At 57.1% G+C, this 26,211-nt stretch carries 28 protein-coding genes; 22 read left to right on the forward strand and 6 right to left on the reverse strand.

Translation table 11 applies throughout. The features are described 5' to 3' along the window. Positions 1-24 precede the first annotated feature (24 nt). The 5 genes from aroC to USH94_RS01045 are packed head-to-tail and all read left to right on the forward strand — an operon-like array spanning position 25 to position 3,583. A complete protein-coding gene (gene aroC, locus USH94_RS01025; RefSeq protein ID WP_111965246.1) occupies positions 25-1,110 on the forward strand; it encodes a chorismate synthase in 1,086 nt (361 codons plus the stop codon). Between the two features lie 2 nt (positions 1,111-1,112). Continuing rightward, on the forward strand, positions 1,113-1,937 hold the full coding sequence (gene mepA, locus USH94_RS01030) for a penicillin-insensitive murein endopeptidase (RefSeq protein ID WP_111965247.1): 825 nt from the start codon (positions 1,113-1,115) through the stop codon (positions 1,935-1,937). Further along, a complete protein-coding gene (locus tag USH94_RS01035; protein WP_008502609.1) occupies positions 1,937-2,746 on the forward strand; it encodes a sulfite exporter TauE/SafE family protein in 810 nt (269 codons plus the stop codon). The genes mepA and USH94_RS01035 overlap by 1 nt, the downstream gene beginning before the upstream one ends. Further along, positions 2,746-3,291, forward strand: coding sequence for an elongation factor P hydroxylase (locus tag USH94_RS01040; protein WP_111965248.1), 546 nt, complete (start codon positions 2,746-2,748; stop codon positions 3,289-3,291). Before USH94_RS01035 ends, USH94_RS01040 begins: the two co-directional genes overlap by 1 nt. A gap of 13 nt (positions 3,292-3,304) precedes the next feature. Continuing rightward, a complete protein-coding gene (locus tag USH94_RS01045; RefSeq protein WP_111965249.1) occupies positions 3,305-3,583 on the forward strand; it encodes a YfcL family protein in 279 nt (92 codons plus the stop codon). Between the two features lie 58 nt (positions 3,584-3,641). Here the strand turns inward: USH94_RS01045 and mnmC are convergent, their stop codons facing one another. Further along, a complete protein-coding gene (mnmC, locus tag USH94_RS01050) occupies positions 3,642-5,639 on the reverse strand; it encodes a bifunctional tRNA (5-methylaminomethyl-2-thiouridine)(34)-methyltransferase MnmD/FAD-dependent 5-carboxymethylaminomethyl-2-thiouridine(34) oxidoreductase MnmC (RefSeq protein ID WP_111965250.1) in 1,998 nt (665 codons plus the stop codon). 158 nt (positions 5,640-5,797) lie between these two features. Between mnmC and fabB the strand changes: the two genes are divergently transcribed. Both fabB and USH94_RS01060 read left to right on the forward strand, forming a co-directional pair. After that, positions 5,798-7,015, forward strand: coding sequence for a beta-ketoacyl-ACP synthase I (gene fabB / locus USH94_RS01055; protein WP_014832795.1), 1,218 nt, complete (start codon positions 5,798-5,800; stop codon positions 7,013-7,015). A 207-nt stretch (positions 7,016-7,222) separates the two neighbouring features. After that, on the forward strand, positions 7,223-8,401 hold the full coding sequence (locus USH94_RS01060; RefSeq protein ID WP_111965251.1) for an MFS transporter: 1,179 nt from the start codon (positions 7,223-7,225) through the stop codon (positions 8,399-8,401). A gap of 42 nt (positions 8,402-8,443) precedes the next feature. Here the strand turns inward: USH94_RS01060 and flk are convergent, their stop codons facing one another. Further along, the gene (gene flk / locus USH94_RS01065; RefSeq protein WP_111965252.1) at positions 8,444-9,448 is read right to left on the reverse strand and encodes a flagella biosynthesis regulator Flk; all 1,005 of its coding nucleotides are present in this window, start codon (positions 9,446-9,448) and stop codon (positions 8,444-8,446) included. A gap of 113 nt (positions 9,449-9,561) precedes the next feature. Between flk and pdxB the strand changes: the two genes are divergently transcribed. The 15 genes from pdxB (at position 9,562) to hisP (ending at position 23,583) form a co-directional block, all read left to right on the forward strand. Continuing rightward, positions 9,562-10,698: a 4-phosphoerythronate dehydrogenase PdxB gene (gene pdxB / locus USH94_RS01070; protein ID WP_111965253.1), complete on the forward strand. Its 1,137-nt coding sequence runs from the start codon at positions 9,562-9,564 to the stop codon at positions 10,696-10,698. 67 nt (positions 10,699-10,765) lie between these two features. Next, positions 10,766-11,779, forward strand: a complete 1,014-nt coding sequence (locus USH94_RS01075; RefSeq protein ID WP_032646629.1) for an aspartate-semialdehyde dehydrogenase — start codon at positions 10,766-10,768, stop codon at positions 11,777-11,779. After that, on the forward strand, positions 11,779-12,591 hold the full coding sequence (gene truA, locus USH94_RS01080) for a tRNA pseudouridine(38-40) synthase TruA (protein ID WP_111965254.1): 813 nt from the start codon (positions 11,779-11,781) through the stop codon (positions 12,589-12,591). Before USH94_RS01075 ends, truA begins: the two co-directional genes overlap by 1 nt. Positions 12,592-12,619: 28 nt before the next feature. Then, on the forward strand, positions 12,620-13,279 hold the full coding sequence (locus tag USH94_RS01085; protein WP_111965255.1) for a DedA family protein: 660 nt from the start codon (positions 12,620-12,622) through the stop codon (positions 13,277-13,279). Between the two features lie 154 nt (positions 13,280-13,433). Further along, positions 13,434-14,339 (forward strand): acetyl-CoA carboxylase, carboxyltransferase subunit beta, encoded by a 906-nt coding sequence (gene accD, locus USH94_RS01090; protein ID WP_111965256.1) that lies wholly within the window; start codon positions 13,434-13,436, stop codon positions 14,337-14,339. 70 nt (positions 14,340-14,409) lie between these two features. Continuing rightward, complete coding sequence (gene folC, locus USH94_RS01095; protein WP_111965257.1) at positions 14,410-15,678, forward strand: bifunctional tetrahydrofolate synthase/dihydrofolate synthase; 1,269 nt, start codon at positions 14,410-14,412, stop codon at positions 15,676-15,678. Continuing rightward, complete coding sequence (gene dedD / locus USH94_RS01100; RefSeq protein ID WP_111965258.1) at positions 15,668-16,366, forward strand: cell division protein DedD; 699 nt, start codon at positions 15,668-15,670, stop codon at positions 16,364-16,366. The genes folC and dedD overlap by 11 nt, the downstream gene beginning before the upstream one ends. Before the next feature lie 165 nt (positions 16,367-16,531). Continuing rightward, positions 16,532-17,020: a colicin V production protein gene (gene cvpA, locus USH94_RS01105; RefSeq protein WP_000262116.1), complete on the forward strand. Its 489-nt coding sequence runs from the start codon at positions 16,532-16,534 to the stop codon at positions 17,018-17,020. Positions 17,021-17,053: 33 nt separating this feature from the next. Continuing rightward, the gene (gene purF, locus USH94_RS01110) at positions 17,054-18,571 is read left to right on the forward strand and encodes an amidophosphoribosyltransferase (RefSeq protein WP_021241570.1); all 1,518 of its coding nucleotides are present in this window, start codon (positions 17,054-17,056) and stop codon (positions 18,569-18,571) included. Positions 18,572-18,660: 89 nt separating this feature from the next. Next, positions 18,661-19,230, forward strand: a complete 570-nt coding sequence (locus USH94_RS01115; RefSeq protein WP_111965259.1) for a UbiX family flavin prenyltransferase — start codon at positions 18,661-18,663, stop codon at positions 19,228-19,230. 291 nt (positions 19,231-19,521) lie between these two features. Beyond that, on the forward strand, positions 19,522-20,304 hold the full coding sequence (gene argT / locus USH94_RS01120) for a lysine/arginine/ornithine ABC transporter substrate-binding protein ArgT (RefSeq protein ID WP_111965260.1): 783 nt from the start codon (positions 19,522-19,524) through the stop codon (positions 20,302-20,304). Positions 20,305-20,530: 226 nt separating this feature from the next. After that, on the forward strand, positions 20,531-21,313 hold the full coding sequence (gene hisJ / locus USH94_RS01125; protein ID WP_023336423.1) for a histidine ABC transporter substrate-binding protein HisJ: 783 nt from the start codon (positions 20,531-20,533) through the stop codon (positions 21,311-21,313). An 88-nt stretch (positions 21,314-21,401) separates the two neighbouring features. Then, positions 21,402-22,088, forward strand: coding sequence for a histidine ABC transporter permease HisQ (locus USH94_RS01130; protein ID WP_014832782.1), 687 nt, complete (start codon positions 21,402-21,404; stop codon positions 22,086-22,088). Next, positions 22,085-22,801: an ABC transporter permease gene (locus tag USH94_RS01135; protein ID WP_008502590.1), complete on the forward strand. Its 717-nt coding sequence runs from the start codon at positions 22,085-22,087 to the stop codon at positions 22,799-22,801. The genes USH94_RS01130 and USH94_RS01135 overlap by 4 nt, the downstream gene beginning before the upstream one ends. Before the next feature lie 8 nt (positions 22,802-22,809). Beyond that, entirely contained in the window at positions 22,810-23,583 is a 774-nt protein-coding gene (gene hisP / locus USH94_RS01140) for a histidine ABC transporter ATP-binding protein HisP (RefSeq protein WP_014832781.1), read from the forward strand. Positions 23,584-23,631: 48 nt separating this feature from the next. Here the strand turns inward: hisP and USH94_RS01145 are convergent, their stop codons facing one another. The 4 genes from USH94_RS01145 to yfcG form a co-directional block, all read right to left on the reverse strand. Beyond that, entirely contained in the window at positions 23,632-24,141 is a 510-nt protein-coding gene (locus tag USH94_RS01145; protein ID WP_111965261.1) for a GNAT family N-acetyltransferase, read from the reverse strand. 44 nt (positions 24,142-24,185) lie between these two features. Beyond that, a complete protein-coding gene (locus USH94_RS01150; protein ID WP_111965262.1) occupies positions 24,186-25,079 on the reverse strand; it encodes a TIGR01777 family oxidoreductase in 894 nt (297 codons plus the stop codon). A gap of 13 nt (positions 25,080-25,092) precedes the next feature. Beyond that, complete coding sequence (gene folX, locus USH94_RS01155; RefSeq protein ID WP_023312555.1) at positions 25,093-25,461, reverse strand: dihydroneopterin triphosphate 2'-epimerase; 369 nt, start codon at positions 25,459-25,461, stop codon at positions 25,093-25,095. A 75-nt stretch (positions 25,462-25,536) separates the two neighbouring features. After that, positions 25,537-26,166, reverse strand: coding sequence for a GSH-dependent disulfide bond oxidoreductase (gene yfcG, locus USH94_RS01160; RefSeq protein WP_023312554.1), 630 nt, complete (start codon positions 26,164-26,166; stop codon positions 25,537-25,539). Between the last annotated feature and the right edge of the window lie 45 nt (positions 26,167-26,211).

Here is a 26,211-nt window from a genome sequence, read left to right on the forward strand (position 1 = left end):
ACAAACAACAACATCGGAGCCGTGATGGCAGGAAACACTATTGGACAGTTATTCCGCGTGACCACCTTTGGCGAGTCACACGGGCTGGCGCTGGGCTGTATCGTTGATGGCGTACCGCCAGGCATCGAACTGACCGAAGCCGATTTACAGCACGACCTCGACCGTCGTCGTCCGGGCACCTCTCGCTACACCACGCAGCGCCGCGAGCCGGACCAGGTCAAAATTCTCTCCGGCGTCTTTGAAGGCCGCACCACCGGCACCAGCATTGGTCTGCTGATTGAAAACACCGATCAGCGCTCCCAGGACTACGGCGCCATCAAAGACGTGTTCCGTCCGGGCCATGCCGACTATACCTACGAACAAAAGTACGGGTTCCGCGACTATCGCGGCGGCGGACGCTCTTCCGCCCGTGAAACCGCAATGCGCGTGGCGGCTGGCGCCATTGCCAAAAAATACCTGCAGCAGAAATTTGGCATCGTTATCCGCGGCTGTCTGACCCAGATGGGCGAGATTCCGCTGGCGATCAAAGACTGGGATCTGGTCGAGCAAAACCCGTTCTTCTGTGCCGATGCCGACAAGCTGGACGCGCTGGACGAACTGATGCGCGGCCTGAAAAAAGAGGGCGACTCCATCGGGGCGAAAGTGAGCGTGGTGGCCGATGGCGTCCCGCCAGGCTGGGGCGAGCCGGTATTTGACCGTCTCGACGCCGACATCGCCCACGCGCTGATGAGCATCAACGCGGTGAAGGGCGTTGAGATTGGCGACGGTTTTGACGTGGTATCCCTGCGCGGCAGCCAGAACCGCGACGAAATCACGAAAGCGGGCTTCCAGAGCAACCACGCGGGCGGCATCCTGGGCGGGATCAGCAGTGGGCAGCAGATTATTGCCAACATCGCGCTGAAGCCAACCTCCAGCATTACCGTGCCGGGCCACACGATTAACCGCGATGGCGAAGAAGTTGAGATGATCACCAAAGGACGTCACGATCCGTGCGTGGGGATCCGCGCGGTGCCGATTGCAGAAGCGATGCTGGCGATCGTGCTGATGGATCACTTCCTGCGCCAGCGCGCGCAGAATGCGGATGTGACGACCACCATTCCACGCTGGTAAACATGAAAAAAACCGCAATTGCTCTGCTGGCGCTGCTTGCCAGTGGAGCCAGTCTGGCCGCCACACCGTGGCAAAAAATCACCCATCCGGTGGCGGGGAGCGCGCAGTCGATCGGCGCCTTTTCCAACGGCTGTATCGTGGGCGCGCAGGAACTTCCGCTGCAATCGGATACCTATCAGGTGATGCGTACCGACCAGCGTCGTTACTTCGGCCACCCGGATCTGGTGCTGTTCATTCAGCGACTGGGAAACCAGGTTCATAACCTGGGGCTGGGCACGATGCTGATCGGCGATATGGGGATGCCTGCCGGCGGTCGTTTTAACGGTGGACACGCCAGTCACCAGACCGGACTGGATGTTGATATCTTCCTGCAGTTGCCTAAAGCCCGCTGGACCGCCGCCCAACTGCTGAAACCGCAGGCGCTGGATCTGGTGGCGAGCGACGGCAAGCGCGTTGTGCCGTCCTTGTGGACGCGGGACGTATCCAGCATGATCAAGCTGGCGGCAGAAGATAACGACGTCACGCGGATTTTCGTTAACCCGGCCATCAAGCAGCAGCTCTGCCTGGATGCCGGAACCGATCGTGACTGGCTGCGCAAAGTGCGGCCGTGGTTCCAGCATCGTGCGCACATGCACGTTCGTCTGCGCTGCCCGGCGAATAGCCTGGAATGTGAAGATCAGCCGCTACCTCCGCCGGGCGATGGCTGCGGTGCGGAACTGCAAAGCTGGTTTGAACCGGCAAAACCTGGAACCTCTAAGCCTGAGAAGAAGACACCGCCTCCGCTGCCGCCTTCCTGCCAGGCGCTACTGGATGAGCATGTACTTTAATGGATAATTTCGTCGATCTGTTTATGGTGTCACCGCTGCTGCTGGTGGTGCTGTTCTTTGTGGCCATGCTGGCCGGCTTTATCGATGCCCTTGCGGGCGGTGGCGGGTTGTTAACCGTTCCCGCGCTGCTGGCGGCGGGCATGAGCCCGGCGCAGGCGCTTGCCACCAATAAGCTGCAGGCCTGCGGCGGCTCGCTCTCGGCGTCGCTCTATTTTATTCGCCGCAAGGTGGTGAGCCTGGCCGATCAGAAGCTCAATATCCTGATGACCTTTATTGGTTCTACGTCCGGCGCGCTGCTGGTGCAGCACGTGCAGTCGGATATTTTGCGCCAGATCCTGCCGGTTCTGGTTATCTGCATCGGTCTCTACTTCCTGCTGATGCCAAAACTCGGCGAGGAAGACCGCCAGCGTCGTCTTCACGGCCTGCCGTTTGCCCTGATTGCCGGGGGCTGCGTCGGTTTTTACGACGGTTTCTTCGGCCCGGGGGCAGGCTCGTTTTACGCGCTGGCGTTCGTGACGCTGGCCGGGTTTAACCTCGCCAAATCCACAGCTCATGCCAAAGTGCTCAACGCCACCTCGAACGTCGGCGGCCTGCTGCTGTTTATCATTGGCGGCAAGGTCATCTGGGCAACCGGGTTTGTGATGATGGCAGGGCAGTTCCTGGGCGCGCGCGCGGGCTCGCGCCTGGTATTAAGCAAAGGGCAAAAACTGATTCGCCCGATGATCGTCATCGTCTCGGCCGTGATGAGCGCCAAACTACTTTATGACAGCCATGGACAGGAGATCCTCACCTGGTTGGGGATGCACTAATGAACAGTACGCATAAATACGAACAGCTGATTGAGATTTTCGACGGCTGTTTTGCTGACGATTTTAATACCCGTCTGATTAAAGGCGACGACGAACCGATCTATCTTCCTGCAGATGACGAGGTTCCGTATAACCGCATCGTCTTTGCCCACGGCTTTTACGCCAGCGGCTTGCACGAGATTTCGCACTGGTGCATCGCCGGAAAAGCGCGGCGCGAGCTGGTAGACTTTGGTTACTGGTACTGCCCGGACGGACGTGACGCCGCGACGCAGGGGCAGTTTGAAGATGTGGAAGTCAAACCGCAGGCGCTGGAATGGCTGTTCTGCGTCGCGGCGGGTTTCCCGTTCAACGTCAGCTGTGACAACCTCGAAGGCGACTTCGAGCCAGACCGTATCGTCTTCCAGCGCCGCGTGCATGCGCAGGTGATGGAATATCTTGAGAAAGGCATCCCGGAACGTCCGGCGCGCCTGATCGAGGCCTTACAGAATTATTACCACACGCCGGCGATCGCGGCGGAATGCTTCCCTTGGCCGGAAGATCTTTAACAGAGGAAAGAAGATGATCGCAGAATTTGAATCACGCATTCTGGCGTTAATTGATGACATGGTGGAACACGCCAGCGATGATGAGCTGTTCGCCAGCGGTTATCTGCGTGGTCACCTGACGCTCGCGGTAGCCGAGCTTGAAGCGGGGAACGATCACTCTGCCGACGCCGTTCACGAAGAAGTGACCCGCAGCCTGGAGAAAGCCATTCAGGCCGGGGAACTCTCTCCGCGCGACCAGTCTCTGGTGCTGGGCATGTGGGACAACCTGTTCCAGCAGGCAAAAGCGAAGTAAGTGTTTCACCACCCTCTCCCGGTGGGAGAGGGGCGGGGTGAGGGCCCCGGAACGCACCCTACTTAATCTTCTTCCCCTTCAGCAGTTTCCGCACCCACAATCGATTCGGATTCAGGCCCGCAAGCGTAATTCTGTCCAGCGGAATCGGCTCTCCGCTCATTTGCGCGGCTAAGACTTCGGCCAGAAGCGGCGCAGAACACAGCCCGCGAGAACCCAGCCCGCCGAGTATATACAGTTCCGGATAAACCGGAGCGCTCACCGCTTTATCCCGGTTATCAGCAAGGTTCTGATAAACCTCAAGCGTTGCCTCATAGTCCGGCACATTGCCCGCCATCGGCAGATGATCGCGGGTGGCGCAGCGCACGCCGCAGCGCGCGTCTGCGGCGCTGACGTCGACTTCTTTCGCCCACGCCGCATCCGGGAAGCAGTCAATCAGACGCTGGCGGTTCTGCGCCTGATCCACTTCGCTGTAGCGCATATCCGTTTTGCCACGATGATAGCTGGCCCCGATGCAGTGATGGCCGTTAGACGGATTTTGCGGCGTCAGATAGCCGTCATAGCACAGCACCTGGCGCAGTTTGCCGAGCTCAGGCGCGGTGGGAATATGGCTTACCTGGCCGCCAACAGGATAAACCGGCAACGACTCCGTCTGGGCAAACTGGCTGATGTGATGTCCGTTTGCCAGCACAACGCTGGCATGGCGTGCCTCTTTGCCATTAGCAAAACGCAGATCCCAGCATTCTGTCCGGCTCAGCGATTCAACCTTGTAGGCATACTGCACCGTCAGCCCGCGCGACTGCGCCAGGGCAATGACCGCCGCGGTCAGTTCAGCCGGGCACAGCCAGCCGCCGAGCGGATACTGAATGCCCCCACACCCGGTTTCCACGCCACAGGTGTCTTCCACCTCTTGCGCACTTACCGCGCGGGCAATCTCTTCGGGCAGGCCCAGAGACAGCATCTGCGCGATCTTCTGCTGGCTCTTCTCATCCCAGCCGAGCTGCGTGACGCCGCACCAGTCATGGTCGAAGGCCACCGGAAGCGCGTCATAAAGGCGACGAGCGAAGGTAAACGCTGCCGGGAAAAACTGGAACAGAGCCGGGTCGTGCGCGCTTAAAAGCGGATAGAGCGCCCCCTGACGGTTGCCGGACGCGCCGCTGGCGGGCGCGTCGTCAGCACAGTAGAGCGTGACCTGCCAGCCGCGCTGGAGAAGGGCGAGCGAGAGCAGGGCGCTGGCGATCCCGCCGCCAACGATCGCTACGTCGCGCGATGCGCTCGCGCGGCGCGCAAACCAGGGCGTCTGAGCGGGGATGTCCAGCGTCTGCTCCATCCTGCCGACCAGCATGTCGCGCTTGCGGCCAAAGCCTTTGGTCTTCTGCATGGTAAAGCCCGCCTCCTGCAGTCCGCGGCGGACAAAGCCTGCCGAGGTGAAGGTGGCAAGCGTCGCGTCAGGACGCGCCAGCCGCGCCATCGCGTTAAACAGATGCTGGCTCCACATGTCCGGGTTTTTGGCGGGGGCAAAACCGTCCAGGAACCACGCGTCGACCTTCTGATTCATCGAATCATCGAGCCTGTCGGTCAGGTCGTTGATGTCGCCGAGCCATAAGTCCAGCGTGACGCGTCCACCGTCCAGAATCAGACGGTGACAGCCGCCGATGTGGGGCGGCCACTGCGCCTGAAGCTGCTCCGCCCAGGGCGCAAGCTCCGGCCAGCGCTGGTGGGCAAGCCGCAGATCGTGCGCGGTAAGCGGGAATTTTTCGAAACTGATGAAATGTAATCTTTGTAGCGTAGCCTCAGGGTGAGCAGCGTGGAACTGGTTAAACGCCTGGCAGAGGGTTAAAAAATTCAGCCCGGTGCCGAATCCACTTTCCGCGACCACAAACAGGCTCCGCGGGTGCGCCGGGAAGCGGGTGCTGAGCTGGTTTCCGTCGAGGAAAACATAGCGAGTTTCTTCGAGTCCGTTATCATTAGAAAAATAGACGTCATCAAAATCTCGGGAAACAGGTGTACCCTCAGCGTTGAATTCGAGGTTGGCGGGTTGTATAGCGTTTTGTTTCACGTAAGTTACTCGTCTGACAGGCAGTGGCACGATCTTAACGATGTGAGTCCATCGGTGCAAATTTCCGCAGAAAATGTCTGATCGGACTTGTTCGGCGTACAAGTGTACGCTATTGTGCGACTCGAAACTTACTATAGTGCGACTTACAGAGGTATTGAATGAAACGTGCAGTGATTACTGGCCTGGGCATTGTTTCCAGCATCGGTAATAACCAGCAGGAAGTCCTGGCATCTCTGCGTGAAGGACGCTCCGGGATCACTTTCTCTGAAGAGTTTAAAGATTCAGGTATGCGTAGCCACGTATGGGGTAACGTCAAACTGGACACCACCGGTTTGATCGACCGCAAAGTGGTTCGTTTCATGAACGATGCCTCTATTTATGCTTATCTCTCCATGCAGGAAGCGATCAAAGATTCCGGTCTGAGTGAAGAGGTTTATCAGAACAACCCGCGCGTGGGTCTGATTGCCGGTTCCGGCGGCTCATCTAAAGCGCAGGTATTCGGTGCTGACGCAATGCGTAGCCCGCGTGGTCTGAAAGCGGTAGGTCCGTACGTGGTTACTAAAGCCATGGGTTCTGCGGTTTCCGCGTGCCTGGCGACCCCGTTCAAAATCCACGGTGTGAACTACTCCATCAGCTCCGCGTGTGCGACCTCCGCACACTGTATCGGTAACGCTGTTGAGCAGATCCAGCTGGGTAAACAGGACATCGTATTTGCTGGCGGCGGCGAAGAGCTGGGCTGGGAAATGGCCTGTGAATTCGACGCGATGGGCGCACTGTCCACCAAGTACAATGAAACCCCGGATAAAGCCTCCCGTACCTATGATGCGCACCGTGACGGTTTCGTCATCGCGGGCGGCGGCGGTATGGTTGTGGTTGAAGAGCTAGAGCATGCCCTGGCACGTGGCGCGCACATCTACGCTGAGATCGTGGGCTACGGTGCAACGTCTGACGGCGCCGACATGGTTGCGCCATCCGGCGAAGGCGCGGTGCGCTGCATGAAGATGGCGATGCACGGCGTTGACACCCCAATCGACTACCTGAACTCCCACGGTACCTCTACTCCTGTAGGCGACGTGAAAGAGCTGGGTGCGATCCGTGAAGTCTTCGGCGACAACAGCCCGGCGATCTCCGCGACTAAAGCCATGACCGGTCACTCTCTGGGTGCGGCTGGCGTGCAGGAAGCGATCTACTCTCTGCTGATGCTGGAAAACGGCTTTATCGCGCCAAGCATCAACATTGAAGAGATGGACGAGCAGGCTGCCGGCCTGAACATCGTGACCAAACCAACGGAAGCGACGCTGACTACCGTCATGTCAAACAGCTTCGGCTTCGGTGGCACCAACGCCACGCTGGTTATGCGTAAGCTGAAAGCATAAGCTTTAAGTTTGATTCCGAAAGGGAGCCATAAGGCTCCCTTTTTTATGCATTGACAAGCGGCTGATCTCACAGGCAAACTTCACCCCTCAACATTATCCTCACGATAATGCGTAAGCGTTTAACGTCAACCAACGCGCCTTAATCCTGATAACCAGGTAGAGGGGGCGTGGCATTTTCCCGCCTTACTCTTCATTTCGGAGTAAAGCATGACTGCAGTAACTCAAACAGAAACAACCCCTTCAGCGAACGTCTCGCTGTTCCGTATCGCCTTTGCGGTATTCCTGACCTATATGACCGTTGGCCTGCCGCTGCCGGTGATCCCGCTTTTCGTTCATCAGGAACTGGGCTATGGCAACACCATGGTCGGCATTGCCGTGGGCATTCAGTTTTTAGCCACGGTATTAACCCGCGGTTACGCCGGACGTCTGGCGGATCAGCACGGTGCCAAGCGCTCGGCGCTGCAGGGCATGTTTGCCTGCGGGCTGGCGGGCGGCGCCTGGCTGCTGGCGGCTCTACTGCCGGTCGATGCCGCGTATAAATTTGCGCTGCTGGTGCTGGGCCGTTTAATCCTGGGCTTCGGTGAAAGCCAGCTGCTGACCGGCACCCTGACCTGGGGAATGGGGCTGGTGGGGCCTGCTCGTTCCGGTAAGGTGATGTCCTGGAACGGTATGGCCATCTATGGCGCGCTGGCTGCCGGTGCGCCGCTTGGGCTGCTTATCAATAGCCAGTTTGGATTTGCGGCATTGGCCGCAACCACCATGGTTTTACCTCTGCTGGCGTGGGCGTTTAACGGCTCGGTGCGTAAGGTGCCCGCGCACAAAGGCGAGCGACCTTCCCTGTGGAGCGTGGTAGGCCAAATCTGGCAGCCGGGTCTTGGCCTGGCGCTGCAGGGCGTGGGTTTTGCGGTGATTGGGACGTTCGTTTCGCTCTATTTTATGAGCCGTGGCTGGGCGATGGCCGGTTTTACGCTCACCGCTTTTGGCGGCGCGTTTGTACTAATGCGCGTCTTCTTCGGCTGGATGCCGGATCGCTTTGGCGGCGTGAAGGTGGCGGTGGCGTCGCTGGTGATTGAGACCATCGGTCTGCTGCTGCTGTGGAATGCTCCCGTGGCTTCCGTTGCGTTGTTTGGTGCGGCGCTGACCGGCTGCGGCTGTTCACTGATCTTCCCGGCGCTGGGTGTTGAAGTGGTGAAGCGCGTGGCCCCGCAGGTACGCGGTACGGCGCTGGGCGGCTATGCGGCGTTTCAGGATATCTCATACGGGGTAACCGGGCCGCTGGCCGGGGTGTTAGCCACCTCGTTTGGCTATCCGTCCGTCTTCCTGGCAGGTGCGGTTTCCGCGGTGGTTGGGATTGTGGTCACGCTGGTGGCGTTTCGCAGGACTTGAGCCGTTGTAGGCCCGGTAAGCGCAGCGCCACCGGGCCAAACCTCAGACAACCAGCCAGAAAATCGCCAGTGCAATCAGTAGCGCAATAAACATCAATCCCGGACGCGCGGAGAGCGTTCTGAAGGTTTCCACGACCGGCGCAAACAGCGGGCTGTAGATCGGCTGAATGTTTCTCACCTCCGGCACGCCGCCTTCACGCTCTGCGCGGCGAACGAAGATCTGGTTGAGCAGATCCTGCACCTGCGCGGTGGTCAGTACCGTCTGCGGCGTGGCCTGCCAGTTTTGCTGAGCGTATTCCCGAATCACCTCGAACTCGTGCGGCTCAAGCGGCTGTTTCAGCGCGGCCTGGACGGTATGCAGGGTAGGGGCGCTCTGGGTGCTGAGCGTCTGGCGCGCCTGAAGCCAGGTCACCAGATGAGTAAACTGTTTGGCCGGGATTAACTCACCCGCCTTCACGCCGGACAGCTCCAGCATGGATTGCCAGATAAGCTTCGTCGGCTCGCCGGTGGCCGCGGCCAGCTTCGTCACCATCTGCTTGAGCGTATTGTGCTCGGCGGGCAGCAGAGGACGCTCGGTCGCCGGGCGCACCTGTGGCTGCGGAATAGACAGCTCGTTATTCTGCAGCAGGGTCAGCACGGTTTTGAGCTGGTCGGGCGTCAGCTGGCCCAGCGCGGTCTGACCATACTGCTGGCGAATAAAATCACTTACCGCCTGGCGGTTATTTCCCTGGCCCAGCAGCTCCGTCAGCTGAGAAACAATCTGGCGGGTGGTGTGGTTCTGCTGCGCGGTCGTAATACGCTGGTTCAGATTTTGTTCGGCCGCCGGGAAATGGCGCGACTGCAGCGGTGCGTCGTTCCTCACGCCTAAATCATGCTTTACCCCGGCCCAGACTTCCGCGTTTTGCTGCGAAGTCAGCGCAATCAGGCGCGTGATCAGTCGCTCCAGCACGGTGCGCTGTTGCGTGGATAGCGGTTGTTCACCGGCAACGTTTGGCGTGACCGGGCCTTCACCCGGAGGGCGTGGCGGCGTACCTGAAATGGGCTGCATCGTCAAAAATCCTTAAAGTCAAAACTCAGCGTAAACCTGGCAGACGTATATGCCTGGCGGCCAGATTATGGCACACTTGGCAGGTTTTCTTCCTCTCAAACAGGTACTCAGACGTGAAAATCCTCGTTGATGAAAATATGCCTTACGCCCGTGAGCTGTTTAGCCGCCTGGGTAACGTTAAGGCTGTTCCTGGTCGCCCGATCCCGGTCAACGAACTGGACGATGCCGACGCCCTGATGGTGCGCTCGGTGACCAAGGTAAATGAGGCGTTGCTCGCCGGTAAGGCGATTAAGTTCGTTGGGACCGCAACGGCAGGGACCGATCATGTGGATGATAAATGGCTGAAGCAGGCCGGAATCGGTTTCTCCGCCGCGCCGGGCTGTAACGCGATTGCCGTCGTGGAATACGTTTTCTCCTCGCTGCTAATGCTGGCCGAGCGCGACGGTTTTGCGCTGAAAGACCGCACCGTGGGGATTGTCGGCGTGGGTAACGTCGGCGGGCGCCTGCAAAAGCGCCTTGAAGCGTTAGGGATCCGCACTCTGCTGTGCGATCCGCCGCGCAAAGACAACGGCGAGGACGGGGATTTCCGCTCGCTGGACGAGCTGGTTGAACAGTGTGACGTGCTGACGTTCCACACGCCGCTGTTTAAAGAGGGTCCGTATAAGTCGCTGCATCTTGCCGATGAGGCGCTCATTCGCCGTCTGAAGGCTGGCACTATTCTGATAAATGCCTGTCGTGGTCCTGTGGTAGACAACGCCGCGCTGCTGACGTGTCTGAACGAAGGACAAGACCTCAGCGTGGTGCTGGACGTCTGGGAGCCGGAGCCGGACCTCAACGTTGAGCTGCTTAACAAGGTGGACGTGGGCACCGCGCATATCGCCGGTTATACCCTCGAAGGGAAAGCCCGCGGCACGACGCAGGTCTTCGAGGCCTACAGCGCCTTTATCGGTCATCCGCAGCAGGTGGCGCTGGATACCTTACTCCCCGCGCCTGAATTTGGCCGCATTACTCTCCACGGCCCGCTCGATCAGGCAACGCTGAAAAGGCTGGTGCATTTGGTGTATGATGTGCGCCGCGATGATGCGCTGCTGCGTAAAGTGGCGGGGATCCCGGGCGAGTTTGATAAGCTGCGCAAGAACTACGTTGAGCGCCGCGAGTGGTCTTCCCTGTATGTGATGTGCGACGACGCCCCGGCGGCGACGCTGCTGCACAAGCTGGGGTTTAACGCCGTTCATCACCCGGCGCATTAATGTCTTCTTAATGCTCCCTGTCGGATACTCCGACAGGGACGCTTTTTTATTTCTGGAGTAAACCACCATGTCTGAAGGCTGGAACATTGCCATTTTAGGTGCCACGGGTGCCGTGGGCGAAGCCCTGCTCGAAACGCTTGCTGAGCGTCAGTTCCCGGTGGGCGACATCTATGCGCTGGCGCGTACCGACAGCGCGGGTGAGCATCTGCGTTTTAACAGTAAATCCGTCATGGTTCAGGATGCGGCGGCGTTCGACTGGACGCAGGCGCAGCTGGCGTTTTTCGCCGCGGGCGCTGAAGCCACTGCGGCGTACGTTGAAGAGGCGACCAACGCAGGCTGCCTGGTCATCGATCTGAGCGGCCTGTTCTCCATGGAGCCGGATGTGCCGCTGGTGGTGCCGGACGTGAACCCGTTTGTGCTGGCTGACTACCGCAACCGTAACGTTATTGCGGTCCCCAACAGCCTGACCAGCCAGCTGCTGACTGCACTGAAACCGCTGATCGACGACGGCGGCCTGTCGCGCATTACCGTCACCAGCCTGCTGTCGGCGTCCGCAAACGGCAAAAAGGCCGTTGACGCGCTGGCCGGGCAGAGCGCGAAGCTGCTGAACGGCATTCCGATTGATGAAGATGATTTCTTTGGCCGCCAGCTGGCGTTCAACATGCTGCCGCTATTGCCGGATCGCGAGGGCTCCGTGCGCGAAGAGCGCCGTATCGTCGATGAGGTGCGTAAAATTCTGCAGGACGATGGCCTGATGATCTCCGCAAGCGTCGTGCAGTCCCCGGTCTTCTACGGTCATGCCCAGATGGTCGGCTTTGAAGCGCTGCGTCCGCTGGCGGCAGAAGAGGCGCGCGATGCGTTTGGCCGCGGGGAAGACATCGTCCTCTCTGAAGAGAGCGAGTTCCCGACCCAGGTGGGCGATGCTACCGGTAGCGCGCATCTTTCCGTTGGCTGCGTGCGTAACGACTACGGTATGCCGGAGCAGGTCCAGTTCTGGTCCGTTGCCGACAACGTTCGTTTCGGCGGCGCGCTGATGGCGGTCAAGATCGCTGAAAAACTGGTGCAGGAGTACCTGTACTGATGTCAGACGTGGAACAAACGCCGGTTCATAAAATTGCCCTCGGTATTGAATACGACGGCAGTAAATATTATGGCTGGCAGCGTCAGAATGAGGTTCGCAGCGTTCAGGAGAAGCTGGAGAAAGCGCTCTCTCAGGTGGCAAACGAGCCGATTAACGTCCTGTGCGCAGGCCGTACGGATGCCGGCGTTCACGGCACGGGGCAGGTGGTTCACTTTGAAACCACCGCCGTGCGTAAGGATGCCGCCTGGACGCTGGGCGTAAATGCGAATTTACCTGGTGACATTGCGGTGCGCTGGGTGAAAGCTGTGCCGGATGATTTTCACGCGCGCTTCAGCGCCACGGCGCGCCGTTACCGCTACGTCATCTACAATCAGCGCCTGCGTCCGGCTGTGTTAAGCCAGGGCGTGACGCATTTTTATGAACCGCTCGACGCAGAACGTATGCATCGCGCGGCGCAGTGTCTGATTGGTGAAAATGACTTTACCTCGTTTCGTGCGGTTCAGTGTCAATCCCGTACGCCGTGGCGCAACGTCATGCACATCAACGTCAGCCGTTTTGGCGCGTATGTGGTGGTGGATATCAAAGCCAATGCCTTTGTACATCATATGGTTCGGAATATTGTGGGCAGCCTGATGGAAGTAGGTGCCGGACACCAGCCGGAGAGCTGGATTGCAGACCTGCTGGCAGCGAAGGACAGAACGCTTGCGGCAGCCACGGCGAAAGCGGAAGGATTGTATCTGGTCTCAGTAGACTATCCGGAACGATTTGACCTGCCGAAACCGCCAATGGGCCCGCTGTTTTTAGCGGACTAAACAAAGGTGCAATAAGGGCTTAGACAATATGGACGTAATACGTTTTCTGATTGATTTCATTCTGCATATTGATGTTCACCTGGCGGAGCTGGTCGCGCAGTACGGCGTCTGGGTTTACGCCATTCTGCTCCTCATTCTGTTTTGTGAAACCGGTCTGGTCGTTACCCCATTCCTGCCAGGGGATTCACTGCTGTTCGTTGCCGGGGCGTTATCGGCGTTACCCACCAATGACCTGAACGTGCATCTTATGGTTGTGCTGATGGTAATTGCCGCCATTGTCGGTGATGCGGTCAACTATACGATTGGTCGCGTATTCGGTGAGCGGCTTTTCAGCAATCCGGATTCGAAAATTTTCCGTCGCAGCTATTTAGATAAAACCCATGCGTTTTATGAACGCCATGGCGGTAAAACCATTATCCTTGCGCGTTTTGTGCCTATTGTGCGTACATTTGCACCGTTTGTGGCGGGAATGGGACATATGTCCTATCGTCATTTTGCCATGTATAACGTCGTGGGGGCGCTGCTGTGGGTACTGCTGTTTACCTATGCGGGTTACCTGTTTGGCGATCTTCCAGTTGTTCAGGAAAACCTTAAGTTACTGATTGTAGCGATTATTGTGCTTTCCGTACTGCCTGGCGTTATCGAAATTATTCGTCACAAACGTGCGGCGGCAAAACAAGCGAAGTAAATGCACGCTGGCGGTTCGACCACTTTTTTATCCAAAGTTTCGGGCTGTTATGTTTTAATGTGCAACATTCATGGTCTGTTGGAGGCAAAAATGGCATTATTCGCCTCTTATAGCAAAACTGGCATACGACCAGGTTCAGGCAGAAAGGTTATCAATGAGCTGGATTGAACGAATTAAAAGCAACATTACCCCAACGCGCAAAGCGAGCATTCCTGAAGGGGTATGGACGAAGTGTGATAGCTGCGGTCAGGTTCTGTATCGCGCAGAGCTGGAACGCAACCTTGAGGTGTGTCCGAAGTGTGACCACCATATGCGTATGTCGGCGCGCAACCGCCTGCATAGCCTGCTGGACGAAGGTTCTCTGGTAGAACTGGGCAGCGAGCTTGAGCCAAAAGACGTGCTGAAGTTCCGCGATTCCAAGAAATATAAAGATCGTCTGGCCTCCGCACAGAAAGAGACCGGCGAGAAAGACGCGCTGGTCGTCATGAAAGGCACCCTGCATGGGATGCCGGTTGTTGCCGCTGCGTTTGAGTTCTCCTTTATGGGCGGCTCAATGGGCTCCGTGGTCGGTGCGCGCTTCGTGCGTGCCGTTGAGCAGGCGCTGGAAGACAACTGTCCGCTGATCTGTTTCTCTGCCTCCGGCGGAGCACGTATGCAGGAAGCGCTGATGTCCCTGATGCAGATGGCTAAAACCTCTGCAGCGCTGGCGAAGATGCAGGAGCGCGGTCTGCCGTACATCTCCGTGCTGACCGACCCAACCATGGGCGGCGTCTCCGCGAGCTTCGCGATGCTGGGCGACCTGAACGTCGCTGAGCCAAAAGCGCTGATCGGCTTTGCGGGTCCTCGCGTTATCGAGCAGACCGTTCGTGAAAAACTGCCGCCGGGCTTCCAGCGCAGTGAGTTCCTCATCGAGAAAGGTGCCATCGACATGATCGTCCGCCGTCCGGAAATGCGCCTGAAGCTGGCGAGCATCCTGGCGAAGCTGATGAATCTGCCAGCGCCAAACCCGGATGAGCCGCGCGAAGGCGTGGTGGTACCGGATCAGGAACCCGAGGCCTGATAACTGAAAAGGGCAGGGCCGGTTGGCGCTGCCCTTTTGCTTTCTAATCTGTTAATGACAACCGGGCATTATGGAAAATAAAAGCATTCCCCAAGCCACGTCGCCCCTGGCCGCGTGGCTTTCTTATCTGGAAAACCTGCACAGTAAAACCATCGATATGGGGCTTGAACGGGTGAGCCAGGTTGCCGCGCGTCTTGATGTGCTCAAACCGGCACCTTTCGTGTTCACCGTCGCAGGGACCAACGGTAAAGGCACGACCTGCCGCACGCTGGAGTCCGTCCTGATGGCGGCCGGTTACAGGGTAGGCGTTTATAGCTCTCCACACCTGGTCCGCTACACCGAGCGGGTTCGCGTGCAAAATCGCGAACTGCCGGAATCCGCGCATACGGCGTCGTTCGCAGAAATTGAAGCCGCGCGCGGTGAGATCTCATTAACCTATTTTGAATACGGCACCCTGTCGGCCCTGTGGCTGTTTAAACAGGCGCAGCTGGATGTGGTGATCCTTGAGGTTGGCCTCGGCGGACGTCTTGATGCAACCAATATCGTGAATGCAGATGTGGCGGTGGTTACCAGCATCGCGCTGGATCATATCGACTGGCTGGGTCCGGATCGTGAAAGCATTGGCCGCGAGAAGGCCGGTATTTTCCGCGCAAATAAACCCGCCGTGGTCGGCGAACCGGATATGCCGCACACCATTGCTGACGTGGCAAACGAGAAGGGCGCGCAGCTGCTGCGCCGCGGCGTTGACTGGCAGTATGAGGTTCAGGACAACGGCTGGCGCTTTAGCGACGCTCAGGGGGCACTGGATAACTTGCCGCTGCCGCAGGTCCCGCAGCCAAACGCGGCCACCGCGTTGGCGGCACTGCGCGCCAGCGGATTGGTGGTGAGCGAGCAGGCAATTCGCGACGGCATTCAGAGCGCAATTTTGCCCGGGCGTTTCCAGATTGTCAGCGAGTCACCGCGCCTGATTCTGGACGTGGCGCATAACCCGCATGCGGCGGCGTATCTCGCGGGACGTCTCAAATCGTTACCAAAAACCGGGCGCGTGCTGGCGGTTATCGGTATGCTTCATGATAAAGATATCGGCGGGACGCTGGCCTGCATGGAGAGTGTGGTCGATAGCTGGTATTGTGCTCCTCTGGAGGGGCCGCGCGGCGCGACGGCCGAGCAGCTGATGGAACATCTCGGCAAAGGCGCAATCTACAGTAGCGTGGCTCAGGCCTGGCATGCCGCGATGGCGGATGCTAAACCAGAAGATACCGTGCTGGTGTGTGGTTCATTCCACACGGTGGCACATGTCATGGAAGTGATGGACGCGGGGAGAACCGGTGGCGAGTAAGTTTCAGAACCGTTTAACAGGAACCATTGTGCTGGTCGCGCTCGGGGTGATTATTCTTCCCGGGCTGCTCGACGGGCAGAAAAAGCATTATCAGGATGAGTTTGCCGCTATTCCGCTGGTGCCTAAACCGGGTGACCGCGATGAGCCGGATATGCTGCCCGCGGCGACGCAGGCGCTCCCTGCTCAGCCACCGGAAGGGGCGGCGGAAGAGGTGCGCGCGGGCGATGCCGCAGCACCGTCGCTCGATCCGTCTCGCCTGGCGGCAGCGAGCAGCAGCGATATCGATCCGGTGCCGGTAGAGCAGCCTAAACCGGTTGAAAAACCGAAGCCGGTTGAGAAGCCGCAGCCGAAACCGCAGCGGGATAAAACGGCAGAACAGCTCGCCGCGGCGTCAGAAACCCCACCGCCAGCAAAACCAGCGCAGCAGGACGCTGCTGCCCCAACGGGTAAAGCCTACGTGGTGCAGCTCGGTGCGCTGAAAAACGCCGACAAAGTCAACGAGGTCGTGAGCAAACTGAGAAGTGCGGGATATCGTGTTTACACTTCACCTTCCACGCCGGTGCAGGGTAAAATTACCCGTATCCTCGTGGGGCCAGAAGCGTCTAAAGACAAGCTTAAAGGGTCGCTGGGTGAGCTGAAGCAGATCTCCGGCCTGAGCGGTGTGGTGATGGGCTACAGCGCAAACTAAGTACGACCTGCTCCTTTAAGAGAGAGGCGATAGGCCACGGCGTTGAACATTTTTTCAGCGCCTTTTTTATTTACGCGCGGGAAGGAAATCCCTACGCAAACGTTTTCTTTTTCTGTTAGAATTCGCCCCGAACTGGATGACAGGGCGTTAAATCGTGGGACACATATGGTCTGGATTGATTACGCCATCATTGCGGTGATTGGTTTTTCCTGTCTGGTTAGCCTGATCCGTGGCTTTGTTCGTGAAGCGTTATCGCTGGTGACTTGGGGTTGTGCTTTCTTTGTCGCCAGTCATTACTACACTTACCTGTCTGTCTGGTTCACGGGCTTTGAAGATGAACTGGTCCGAAACGGAATTGCCATCGCGGTGCTGTTTATCGCAACGCTGATTGTCGGCGCTATCGTGAATTACGTGATAGGTCAGCTGGTCGAGAAAACCGGTCTGTCAGGAACGGACAGGGTGCTCGGGATCTGTTTCGGAGCGTTGCGAGGCGTGCTGATTGTGGCCGCGATCCTGTTCTTCCTGGATACCTTCACCGGGTTCTCCAAAAGCGAAGACTGGCAGAAATCGCAGCTCATTCCAGAGTTCAGCTTCATCATCAGATGGTTCTTTGACTATCTGCAAAGCTCGTCGAGTTTTTTGCCCAGGGCATAAACCCTGAGATGTGGCTTAACGAGGAAAAGACGAATGTGCGGTATTGTCGGTATCGCCGGTTTCATGCCGGTAAACCAGTCGATTTATGACGCGTTAACGGTGCTTCAGCACCGTGGGCAGGATGCTGCGGGTATCATCACCATTGATGCAAACAACTGCTTCCGTTTACGCAAGGCGAATGGCCTGGTAAACGATGTGTTTGAAGCCCGCCATATGCAGCGTCTGCAAGGTAATATGGGGATCGGTCACGTTCGTTATCCTACTGCTGGCAGTTCCAGCGCCTCCGAGGCACAGCCTTTCTACGTCAACTCACCGTACGGCATCACCCTTGCCCATAACGGCAACCTGACGAACGCACATGAGCTGCGTAAAAAGCTGTTCGAAGAGAAACGTCGCCACATTAACACCACCTCTGATTCTGAAATCCTGCTCAATGTGTTCGCCAGCGAGCTGGATAACTTCCGTCACTATCCGCTGGAAGCAGACAACATCTTTGCCGCGATTGCCGCGACAAACCGTCAGATCCGCGGCGCGTACGCCTGCGTTGCGATGATCATCGGTCACGGTATGGTCGCCTTCCGCGATCCAAACGGCATTCGTCCGCTGGTGCTCGGTAAGCGCGACCTTGGCGACGGCCGTACTGAATATATGGTTGCCTCTGAAAGCGTGGCGCTGGATACCCTGGGCTTCGAATTCCTGCGCGACGTTGCGCCGGGCGAAGCGGTCTACATCACCGAGAAGGGGCAGCTGTTTACCCGCCAGTGTGCCGATAACCCGGTCAGTAACCCGTGCCTGTTTGAATACGTTTACTTTGCCCGTCCGGATTCCTTCATCGACAAGATTTCCGTCTACAGCGCGCGCGTCAACATGGGCACCAAGCTGGGCGAGAAGATTGCCCGCGAGTGGGATGATCTCGACATCGACGTGGTTATTCCTATCCCGGAAACCTCCTGCGATATCGCGCTGGAGATCGCCCGCATTCTGGATAAGCCATACCGTCAGGGCTTCGTGAAGAACCGCTACGTTGGCCGCACGTTTATCATGCCGGGGCAGCATCTGCGCCGTAAGTCCGTGCGCCGCAAGCTGAACGCCAACCGCGCGGAGTTCCGCGACAAGAACGTTCTGCTGGTGGATGACTCCATCGTTCGCGGCACCACCTCTGAGCAGATTATCGAGATGGCGCGTGAAGCGGGTGCGAAGAAAGTCTACCTGGCCTCTGCTGCGCCGGAGATTCGCTTCCCGAACGTGTACGGTATTGATATGCCAACCGCCAACGAGCTGATCGCTCACGGTCGTGAAGTGGATGAAATTCGTCAGATCATCGGTGCCGACGGCCTGATTTTCCAGGATCTGAACGATCTTATCGACGCGGTGCGTGCCGAGAATCCGGAAATTCAGCAGTTTGAATGCTCCGTGTTTAACGGTATTTACGTTACCAAAGACGTTGACCAGCAGTACCTCGACTATCTTGATTCACTGCGCAACGACGACGCCAAAGCCGTCCAGCTGCAGAACGATCTCGAAAGCTTAGAGATGCACAACGAAGGTTGATGCTCCGGCAGGTGAGGGCGAATGCCCTCACTTGCAACTCCCCGCAAAATCCTGCACAGTCTGCCCTGAAATCAGTAAGGGCGAAAATCATGAAACGACTCATTGTTGGGCTCAGCGGCGCCAGCGGCGCGATTTATGGCGTACGTTTGTTACAGGTTCTGCGTAGCGTGGCGGACGTCGAAACCCATCTGGTGATGAGCCAGGCGGCGCGGCAGACCCTCTCTCTGGAAACCGATCTCTCCCTGCGCGATGTTCAGGCACTGGCGGACGTGGTTCACGATGCCCGTGATATCGCCGCCAGCATCTCTTCAGGCTCGTTTAAAACGACCGGCATGGTTATCCTGCCCTGTTCGATTAAAACGCTCTCCGGCATTGTGAACAGCTATACCGACACCCTGGTGACGCGCGCGGCGGATGTGGTGCTGAAGGAGCGTCGCCCTCTTGTGCTCTGCGTGCGGGAAACGCCGCTGCACCTGGGCCATCTGCGCTTAATGACGCAGGCTGCGGAGCTGGGCGCTGTCATCATGCCGCCAGTACCCGCGTTCTATCATCGCCCGACCTCGCTGGATGACGTGATTAATCAGACCGTTAATCGCGTGCTGGATCAGTTTGACATCGACCTGCCCGAAGATCTCTTCAGCCGCTGGCAGGGTGCCTGAATCTGTGCACAAACCAGGTGCATGAAAAGACAAGTTGCCCTGTTTCAGGGCAATTATGCAACGGCGATCATATCCTCGACATTTAATTCGTTTTTTCCCTTTTTCTCTTTCCGGTTCGTTCGGCAGACCTGCTATCTTTCACCAGTAAGGCAATATCGCAACGTTTTATTAACATATTTAACGTCGAAGTTTTGACCAGACGGCAATGTGGCATAAGACCTGCAAGATGAAGCCTGCAACACAACACACAACACAATACATAATAAAATCACGGTACTTGAGGGTAAATGTATGAAGAAGACGGTTCTGGCTCTGTCTTTGCTCGTGGGGTTAAGTGCGGCAGCAGGTAGCTACGCAGCGCTTCCACAGACGGTTCGTATCGGTACAGACGCAACCTACGCGCCATTCTCTTCCAAGGATGCGAAAGGCGATTTCGTGGGGTTTGATATCGATCTGGGTAATGAAATGTGCAAGCGCATTGCGGTGAAATGCACATGGGTGGGCAGCGACTTCGACGCGTTAATCCCGTCGCTGAAAGCCAAGAAAATTGACGCCATTATCTCTTCTCTCTCCATCACCGAAAAACGTCAGCAGGAGATTGCCTTCTCTGACAAGCTCTACGCCGCGGATTCTCGCCTGATTGCGCCGAAAGGCTCCCCGATTAAGCCCACCATCGACTCTCTGAAGGGCAAACACGTCGGCGTGCTTCAGGGCTCGACGCAGGAAGGTTATGCCAATGCTAACTGGCGTGAGAAGGGCGTAGACGTGGTGGCTTACCAGAACCAGGATCTGATTTACTCTGACCTGTCGGCAGGCCGTCTGGATGCGGCATTCCAGGATGAAGTCGCCGCGAGCGAAGGCTTCCTGAAACAGCCTGCGGGCAAAGAATTCGCGTTTGCTGGCCCGTCTGTAAAAGACAAAAAGTACTTTGGTGACGGCACCGGTATTGGCCTGCGTAAGGATGATACCGAGCTGAAAGCCGCCTTCGACAAAGCCTTTGCAGAGCTGCGTAAAGACGGTACTTACGACAAACTGGCGAAGAAATACTTCGACTTCAACGTATACGGTGAATAACACCTGGCGCTAACGCACCGAAAAAGTGCGTTGCGGGAGAGGTTGACCCAATGCGGTGCATTTGTTGCACCGTATTGGATCGCTTTGTGCATACTTAAGCATTTATAATGCAAAAATTCCCGCCTGAAGGGCATTAGTCTTTGCCTGGCAGAGGGGATTAATGGCACATTAGCACCACCCCGTCGTCGTAAAAATCCCGTATGAAGACAGTTTGTTGAGGATAAATATGAAAAAACTCGTGTTGTCACTATCTCTGGTACTGGCCTTTTCCAGCGCCACCGCGGCATTCGCAGCCATTCCGCAGAAAATCCGAATTGGTACCGATCCAACCTATGCGCCGTTCGAATCGAAGAATTCAAAGGGTGAACTGGTCGGTTTTGACATCGATCTGGCCAACGAGCTGTGCAAACGCATCAAAGCACAGTGTACCTACGTTGAGAACCCGCTGGATGCGCTGATCCCGTCCCTGAAAGCGAAAAAAATCGACGTAATCATGTCCTCGCTCTCCATCACCGAAAAACGCCAGCAGGAGATTGCCTTCACCGACAAACTCTATGCGGCCGATTCACGTCTGGTGGTAGCTAAAGCTTCTGACATTCAGCCAACGCTGGAGTCGCTAAAAGGCAAACGCGTCGGCGTGCTGCAGGGCACCACGCAGGAAACCTACGGCAACGAACACTGGGCGCCGAAGGGGATTGAAATCGTCTCCTATCAGGGCCAGGAAAATATCTACGCTGACCTGACGGCAGGCCGAATTGATGCGGCATTCCAGGATGAAGTCGCGGCAAGCGAAGGCTTCCTGAAAACGCCGGTGGGTAAAGATTACAAGTTTGGCGGCCCGTCCATTAAGGACGTGAAGTTGTTTGGTGTGGGCACCGGTATGGGCCTGCGCAAAGAAGACAACGAGCTGCGTGAGGCGCTGAACAAAGCGTTCGCTGAAATGCGTGCTGACGGTACCTACGACAAGCTGGCGAAAAAGTACTTTGATTTTAATGTTTACGGCGGCTAATCGCCCCGTCAAATAACGTGCGGCCCCTCCCGCTGCGGGAGGGGAAAAGACACGGTTCCACCACTCACGATACGACAGGGCTCGCGGTATGCTGTACGGATTTTCTGGCGTTATTTTACAGGGCGCGCTTGTCACCCTTGAGCTGGCTATCAGCTCCGTGGTGCTGGCGGTGCTGATAGGTCTGGCAGGCGCAGGGGCGAAGCTTTCGGCTAACAAACCGCTGGCGCTGATTTTTGAAGGCTACACCACGCTTATTCGCGGCGTTCCCGATCTGGTGCTGATGCTGCTTATCTTTTACGGTCTGCAGATTGCGCTGAACAGCGTAACGGACGCGATGGGCATGGGACAAATTGATATCGACCCAATGGTGGCCGGTATTATTACCCTCGGTTTTATCTACGGCGCCTACTTCACTGAAACCTTCCGCGGTGCTTACATGGCCGTGCCGAAAGGCCACATTGAAGCGGCAACCGCATTTGGTTTTACCTCTTCACAAACGTTTCGTCGGATTATGTTCCCGGCCATGATGCGCTATGCGCTTCCGGGCATCGGCAACAACTGGCAGGTTATCCTCAAAGCCACGGCGCTGGTCTCACTGCTCGGTCTGGAAGACGTCGTGAAAGCGACTCAGCTGGCGGGCAAGAGCACCTGGGAGCCGTTCTACTTTGCGGTGGTCTGCGGCGTGATCTATCTGGTCTTTACGACCGTCTCCAATGGTGTGCTGCTTCTTCTCGAGCGTCGCTACTCCGTGGGTGTGAAGAGGGCTGACCTGTGATTGAGATTATTCAGGAATACTGGAAATCGCTGCTGTGGACAGATGGCTACCGCTTTACCGGCGTGGCGATTACCCTCTGGCTGCTGATCTCCTCCGTGGTGATGGGCGGTATTCTGGCGGTGTTTCTCGCCATTGGCCGCGTGTCGAACAATAAATTCATCCAGTTCCCGATCTGGCTGTTCACCTACGTATTTCGCGGTACGCCGCTGTACGTGCAGCTGCTGGTGTTCTATTCGGGGATGTATACGCTTGAGATCGTAAAAGGCACTGAGATGCTGAATGCGTTCTTCCGCAGCGGTCTGAACTGTACGGTGCTGGCGTTGACGCTCAACACCTGCGCCTACACCACCGAGATTTTCGCGGGGGCGATTCGTTCTGTCCCTTACGGTGAGATTGAAGCGGCGCGCGCGTACGGCTTTTCCTCGGTGAAACTTTATCGCTGCATCATTCTGCCGTCGGCCCTGCGTATCGCGTTACCGGCGTACAGTAACGAAGTGATTTTGATGCTGCACTCCACCGCGCTTGCCTTTACCGCGACGGTGCCGGATCTGCTCAAAATCGCGCGCGATATTAACTCCGCGACCTATCAGCCGTTTACCGCGTTTGGCATTGCGGCGGTGCTCTATTTAATTATCTCTTATGTTCTGATTAGCCTGTTCCGTAAGGCTGAAAAACGCTGGTTGCAGCATATAAAACCTTCTTCGACGCACTGAGAAAGATGATGGCTGAGAACAAATTAAACGTTATTGATTTGCACAAACGCTACGGCGAACATGAAGTGCTGAAAGGGGTGTCGCTGCAGGCAAATGCTGGCGACGTGATCAGTATCATCGGCTCATCCGGCTCGGGGAAAAGTACCTTCCTGCGCTGCATTAACTTCCTCGAAAAACCGAGCGAAGGCTCGATTGTGGTGAGCGGGCAGAATATTAACCTGGTGCGTGACAAAGACGGCCAACTGAAGGTTGCGGATAAAAATCAGCTGCGCCTGCTGCGTACCCGCCTGACGATGGTGTTCCAGCACTTCAACCTCTGGAGCCACATGACGGTGCTGGAGAACGTGATGGAAGCGCCGGTTCAGGTGCTGGGCCTGAGCAAGCATGAAGCTCGCGAGCGCGCGGTGAAATACCTGGCGAAAGTGGGTATCGACGAGCGCCAGCAGATGAAATACCCGGTGCATCTCTCCGGTGGTCAGCAGCAGCGTGTCTCTATCGCCCGCGCGCTGGCTATGGAGCCCGAAGTGCTGCTGTTCGACGAACCGACTTCCGCGCTGGACCCTGAACTCGTTGGCGAAGTGCTGCGCATCATGCAGAAGCTAGCCGAAGAGGGCAAAACGATGGTGGTGGTGACGCACGAGATGGGCTTCGCCCGTAACGTCTCGAACCACGTTATCTTCCTGCATCAGGGGAAAATTGAAGAGCAGGGGCACCCGGACGAAGTGCTGGCGAACCCGCAAAGCCCGCGTTTGCAGCAGTTCCTGAAGGGGTCGTTGAAGTAGATTTTGTCTTTCCCCCTCTCCCTATGGGAGAGGGGCGAGGTGAGGGCATCAGGCCGCACCGCACTCCAGCCTGTACACCCAGTCGTCATAGCGCACGCCGTCAATCTCATACGCCTTTTCCAGCACCTGCGTACGCACGAACCCGACTTTCTCCAGCACCCGCACCGACCCGCCGTTGTCCGCCAGGACATACGCGTTAATCGCTTTCACGCCGGTCTGGTTGAACGCATAATCACACACCGCGCGCAGCGCTTCGCTGGCGATACCTTTGCCCTGCGCGGCAGGCACAACCGTATAGCCAATATCTGCCTCTTCACGATTCTCAGGGCTGATTTGCAGGCCGATATCGCCCAGCGGCGTATCATCATGCCGGGCGCGAATAACAAACACATGAGCAGCAGCGAGTCGCGCGGCAAACACGCGTCGGGTCTCTTTTTCCGGCGCGATGGCGGCCATGTAGCGCATGATACTGCGATCTTCTCGTAGCGAGCGGAAGAAGGCCCAGTCAGTGGGTTCGAAAGGGGTGAGGTAAAGCCGGGGTGTGGTGATGGTTGCCATTGTTACGCCATATCTTCGGAACATGGCCTGTCACTGTACCATATTCACCGCACCACATCCCCCAGCGCTTCTTCTAATTCATACCAGCGGAACGCAAACCCGGCCGCTTCCAGCCGTTTTGGCAGCGCTCTCTGTCCGCCCAGTACCAGAACAGACGCTTCACCCATCAGCAGACGAATGACCGTGGCAGGCACGCGCAAAATTGCCGGACGGTGCAGGGCATGCCCCAGCGCGTGGGCAAACTGTTCATTACGCACCGGATACGGCGCAACCATATTGAACGGCCCGCGCAGATCGTTATCCAGCAGCCACAGAATCCCGTTGACCATATCGTCGATATGGATCCAGGCCAGGTACTGACGACCATTACCGATGGGGCCACCGAGTCCGAGCCGGAAAGGGGGAAGCATTTTCGCCAGAATGCCGCCTTTCGGCGCGAGCACGACACCGGTCCGTAGCAGGCAGACGCGGGTCCGCTCGCTCTGCGCCGCGCAGGCGATACGCTCCCACTGGGCGCAGAGCTTATGGGTAAACTCGTTATGGGGCGGCTCTTCCTCGGTTACAACCACCTCGCCAAGATCGCCGTAATAGCCCACCGCTGAACCCGAAATCAGCACCGAAGGCGGGGTGTGGCTATTGCGGATCAGCTCGACCAGCTTTTCGGTGATGTTCCACCGGCTGCTGCATAACAGCTGTTTTTGCTCTTCCGTCCAGCGCTTATCGGCGATGGGTTCACCCGCGAGGTTAATGACGGCGTCGAAGCCGTCCAGATTTTGCTGCTCGGCCAGATTTTTCCAGATATCAACACCTGCCCCCAGCACCTGGCGCGCTTTCTCCGGGCTGCGCGTGACCACGGTGATGTCATGATGCATGGCCTGCAGACGCGCAATGAGGTGACGACCAATAAGGCCTGTACCGCCGGTCAGCAAAATCTTCATACAACCTCCAGGTTTACGCCTGGCGCCGCCAGCTTAACGTCATGGAGACGGAGTCGGCATAGCGCAGGGCGTGAAGTTTATCGATCTCAACTTCAGCATAAGTGACCCAGTGATGTTCGCGTGCGATATCGAGCACATCCTGAGTTAATTTTTCCAGCAGAGAGAAGCGGTTATTCTCAACGTACTGGATGATGTTTTTGGTTATTGTGCGGTAGTTCAGCGCGTCGTTGATGTCTTCGCTGGCCCGCGCTTTGTCTGCGGGGTAGTGAATTACCACGTTAATGACAATATCCTGACGGTTGGCGATCTCTTCCTCTTTGATGCCGATGAAGGTACGCAGGCGTAAATTTTTTATGCGAATAATAGCGTCTGGCTGTGACATTGCAGGTCTTCTCCGTGTCAGTATTTCCTGCCCATAATACATGAGAGCTTCACAGGCACCCAGCCTCATACCGGGTTAAATTTGCTGGATTTTTTGCATCGCCCGCTCGGTCGCCGGGCGGGTCCGGATGCGCTCAAACCAGTTGTTCACCGCCGGGTAAGCGGCCAGGTCAATGCGGTGTTTTTCATGCGTATTCACCCACGGCCAGCAGGCGATATCGGCAATACTGTAATGATCGCCCCCGAGCCACGGCGTTTTCTTCAGCCGACGGTTCAGAACGTCATAGAGCCGTTGAGTCTCAACCTGATAGCGTTCTATCGCGTAAGGAATAGGCTGCGGGGCGTAAGCGGTAAAATGATGATTTTGTCCCAGCATGGGGCCCAGCCCGCTTGCCTGCCAGAAAAGCCATTGCAGGGTATGGTGACGCTCGCGCAGTTCGCCGCTCAGCAGCTTGCCGGTTTTCTCCGCCAGATAGAGCAAAATTTCACCGGATTCAAACAGGCTCAATGGTCTGCCCCCGTCCGCCGGCTGGTTATCAATAATGGCCGGGATTTTATTATTCGGCGAGATAGCCAGAAAGAGAGGGCTGAACTGTTCGCCTTTGCTGATATCCACGCGAATGATCCTGTAATCCAGCTCGGCTTCTTCAAGAAAGAGGGTGATCTTATGGCCGTTTGGGGTAGGGGCGTAATAAAGGTCGATCATTCTCAACTCCTGTCCATGCGAATAGTGGTGCCATGACAAATGAGT

Origin of the sequence: Enterobacter sp. 148H3 (genome assembly GCF_034107425.1) — a bacterium.
GTDB lineage: Bacteria > Pseudomonadota > Gammaproteobacteria > Enterobacterales > Enterobacteriaceae > Enterobacter > Enterobacter vonholyi.

Excerpts from the sequence above, each read along its gene's own strand:
- aroC (WP_111965246.1), top strand. The coding sequence starts at position 25 with ATGGCAGGAAACACTATTGGACAGTTATTCCGCGTGACCACCTTTGGC.
- mepA (WP_111965247.1), top strand. The coding sequence starts at position 1,113 with ATGAAAAAAACCGCAATTGCTCTGCTGGCGCTGCTTGCCAGTGGAGCC.
- USH94_RS01035 (WP_008502609.1), top strand. The coding sequence starts at position 1,937 with ATGGATAATTTCGTCGATCTGTTTATGGTGTCACCGCTGCTGCTGGTG.
- USH94_RS01040 (WP_111965248.1), top strand. The coding sequence starts at position 2,746 with ATGAACAGTACGCATAAATACGAACAGCTGATTGAGATTTTCGACGGC.
- USH94_RS01045 (WP_111965249.1), top strand. The coding sequence starts at position 3,305 with ATGATCGCAGAATTTGAATCACGCATTCTGGCGTTAATTGATGACATG.
- fabB (WP_014832795.1), top strand. The coding sequence starts at position 5,798 with ATGAAACGTGCAGTGATTACTGGCCTGGGCATTGTTTCCAGCATCGGT.
- USH94_RS01060 (WP_111965251.1), top strand. The coding sequence starts at position 7,223 with ATGACTGCAGTAACTCAAACAGAAACAACCCCTTCAGCGAACGTCTCG.
- flk (WP_111965252.1), bottom strand. The coding sequence starts at position 9,448 with ATGCAGCCCATTTCAGGTACGCCGCCACGCCCTCCGGGTGAAGGCCCG.
- USH94_RS01075 (WP_032646629.1), top strand. The coding sequence starts at position 10,766 with ATGTCTGAAGGCTGGAACATTGCCATTTTAGGTGCCACGGGTGCCGTG.
- truA (WP_111965254.1), top strand. The coding sequence starts at position 11,779 with ATGTCAGACGTGGAACAAACGCCGGTTCATAAAATTGCCCTCGGTATT.
- USH94_RS01085 (WP_111965255.1), top strand. The coding sequence starts at position 12,620 with ATGGACGTAATACGTTTTCTGATTGATTTCATTCTGCATATTGATGTT.
- accD (WP_111965256.1), top strand. The coding sequence starts at position 13,434 with ATGAGCTGGATTGAACGAATTAAAAGCAACATTACCCCAACGCGCAAA.
- folC (WP_111965257.1), top strand. The coding sequence starts at position 14,410 with ATGGAAAATAAAAGCATTCCCCAAGCCACGTCGCCCCTGGCCGCGTGG.
- cvpA (WP_000262116.1), top strand. The coding sequence starts at position 16,532 with ATGGTCTGGATTGATTACGCCATCATTGCGGTGATTGGTTTTTCCTGT.
- purF (WP_021241570.1), top strand. The coding sequence starts at position 17,054 with ATGTGCGGTATTGTCGGTATCGCCGGTTTCATGCCGGTAAACCAGTCG.
- USH94_RS01115 (WP_111965259.1), top strand. The coding sequence starts at position 18,661 with ATGAAACGACTCATTGTTGGGCTCAGCGGCGCCAGCGGCGCGATTTAT.
- argT (WP_111965260.1), top strand. The coding sequence starts at position 19,522 with ATGAAGAAGACGGTTCTGGCTCTGTCTTTGCTCGTGGGGTTAAGTGCG.
- hisJ (WP_023336423.1), top strand. The coding sequence starts at position 20,531 with ATGAAAAAACTCGTGTTGTCACTATCTCTGGTACTGGCCTTTTCCAGC.
- USH94_RS01130 (WP_014832782.1), top strand. The coding sequence starts at position 21,402 with ATGCTGTACGGATTTTCTGGCGTTATTTTACAGGGCGCGCTTGTCACC.
- hisP (WP_014832781.1), top strand. The coding sequence starts at position 22,810 with ATGGCTGAGAACAAATTAAACGTTATTGATTTGCACAAACGCTACGGC.
- USH94_RS01145 (WP_111965261.1), bottom strand. The coding sequence starts at position 24,141 with ATGGCAACCATCACCACACCCCGGCTTTACCTCACCCCTTTCGAACCC.
- USH94_RS01150 (WP_111965262.1), bottom strand. The coding sequence starts at position 25,079 with ATGAAGATTTTGCTGACCGGCGGTACAGGCCTTATTGGTCGTCACCTC.
- folX (WP_023312555.1), bottom strand. The coding sequence starts at position 25,461 with ATGTCACAGCCAGACGCTATTATTCGCATAAAAAATTTACGCCTGCGT.
- yfcG (WP_023312554.1), bottom strand. The coding sequence starts at position 26,166 with ATGATCGACCTTTATTACGCCCCTACCCCAAACGGCCATAAGATCACC.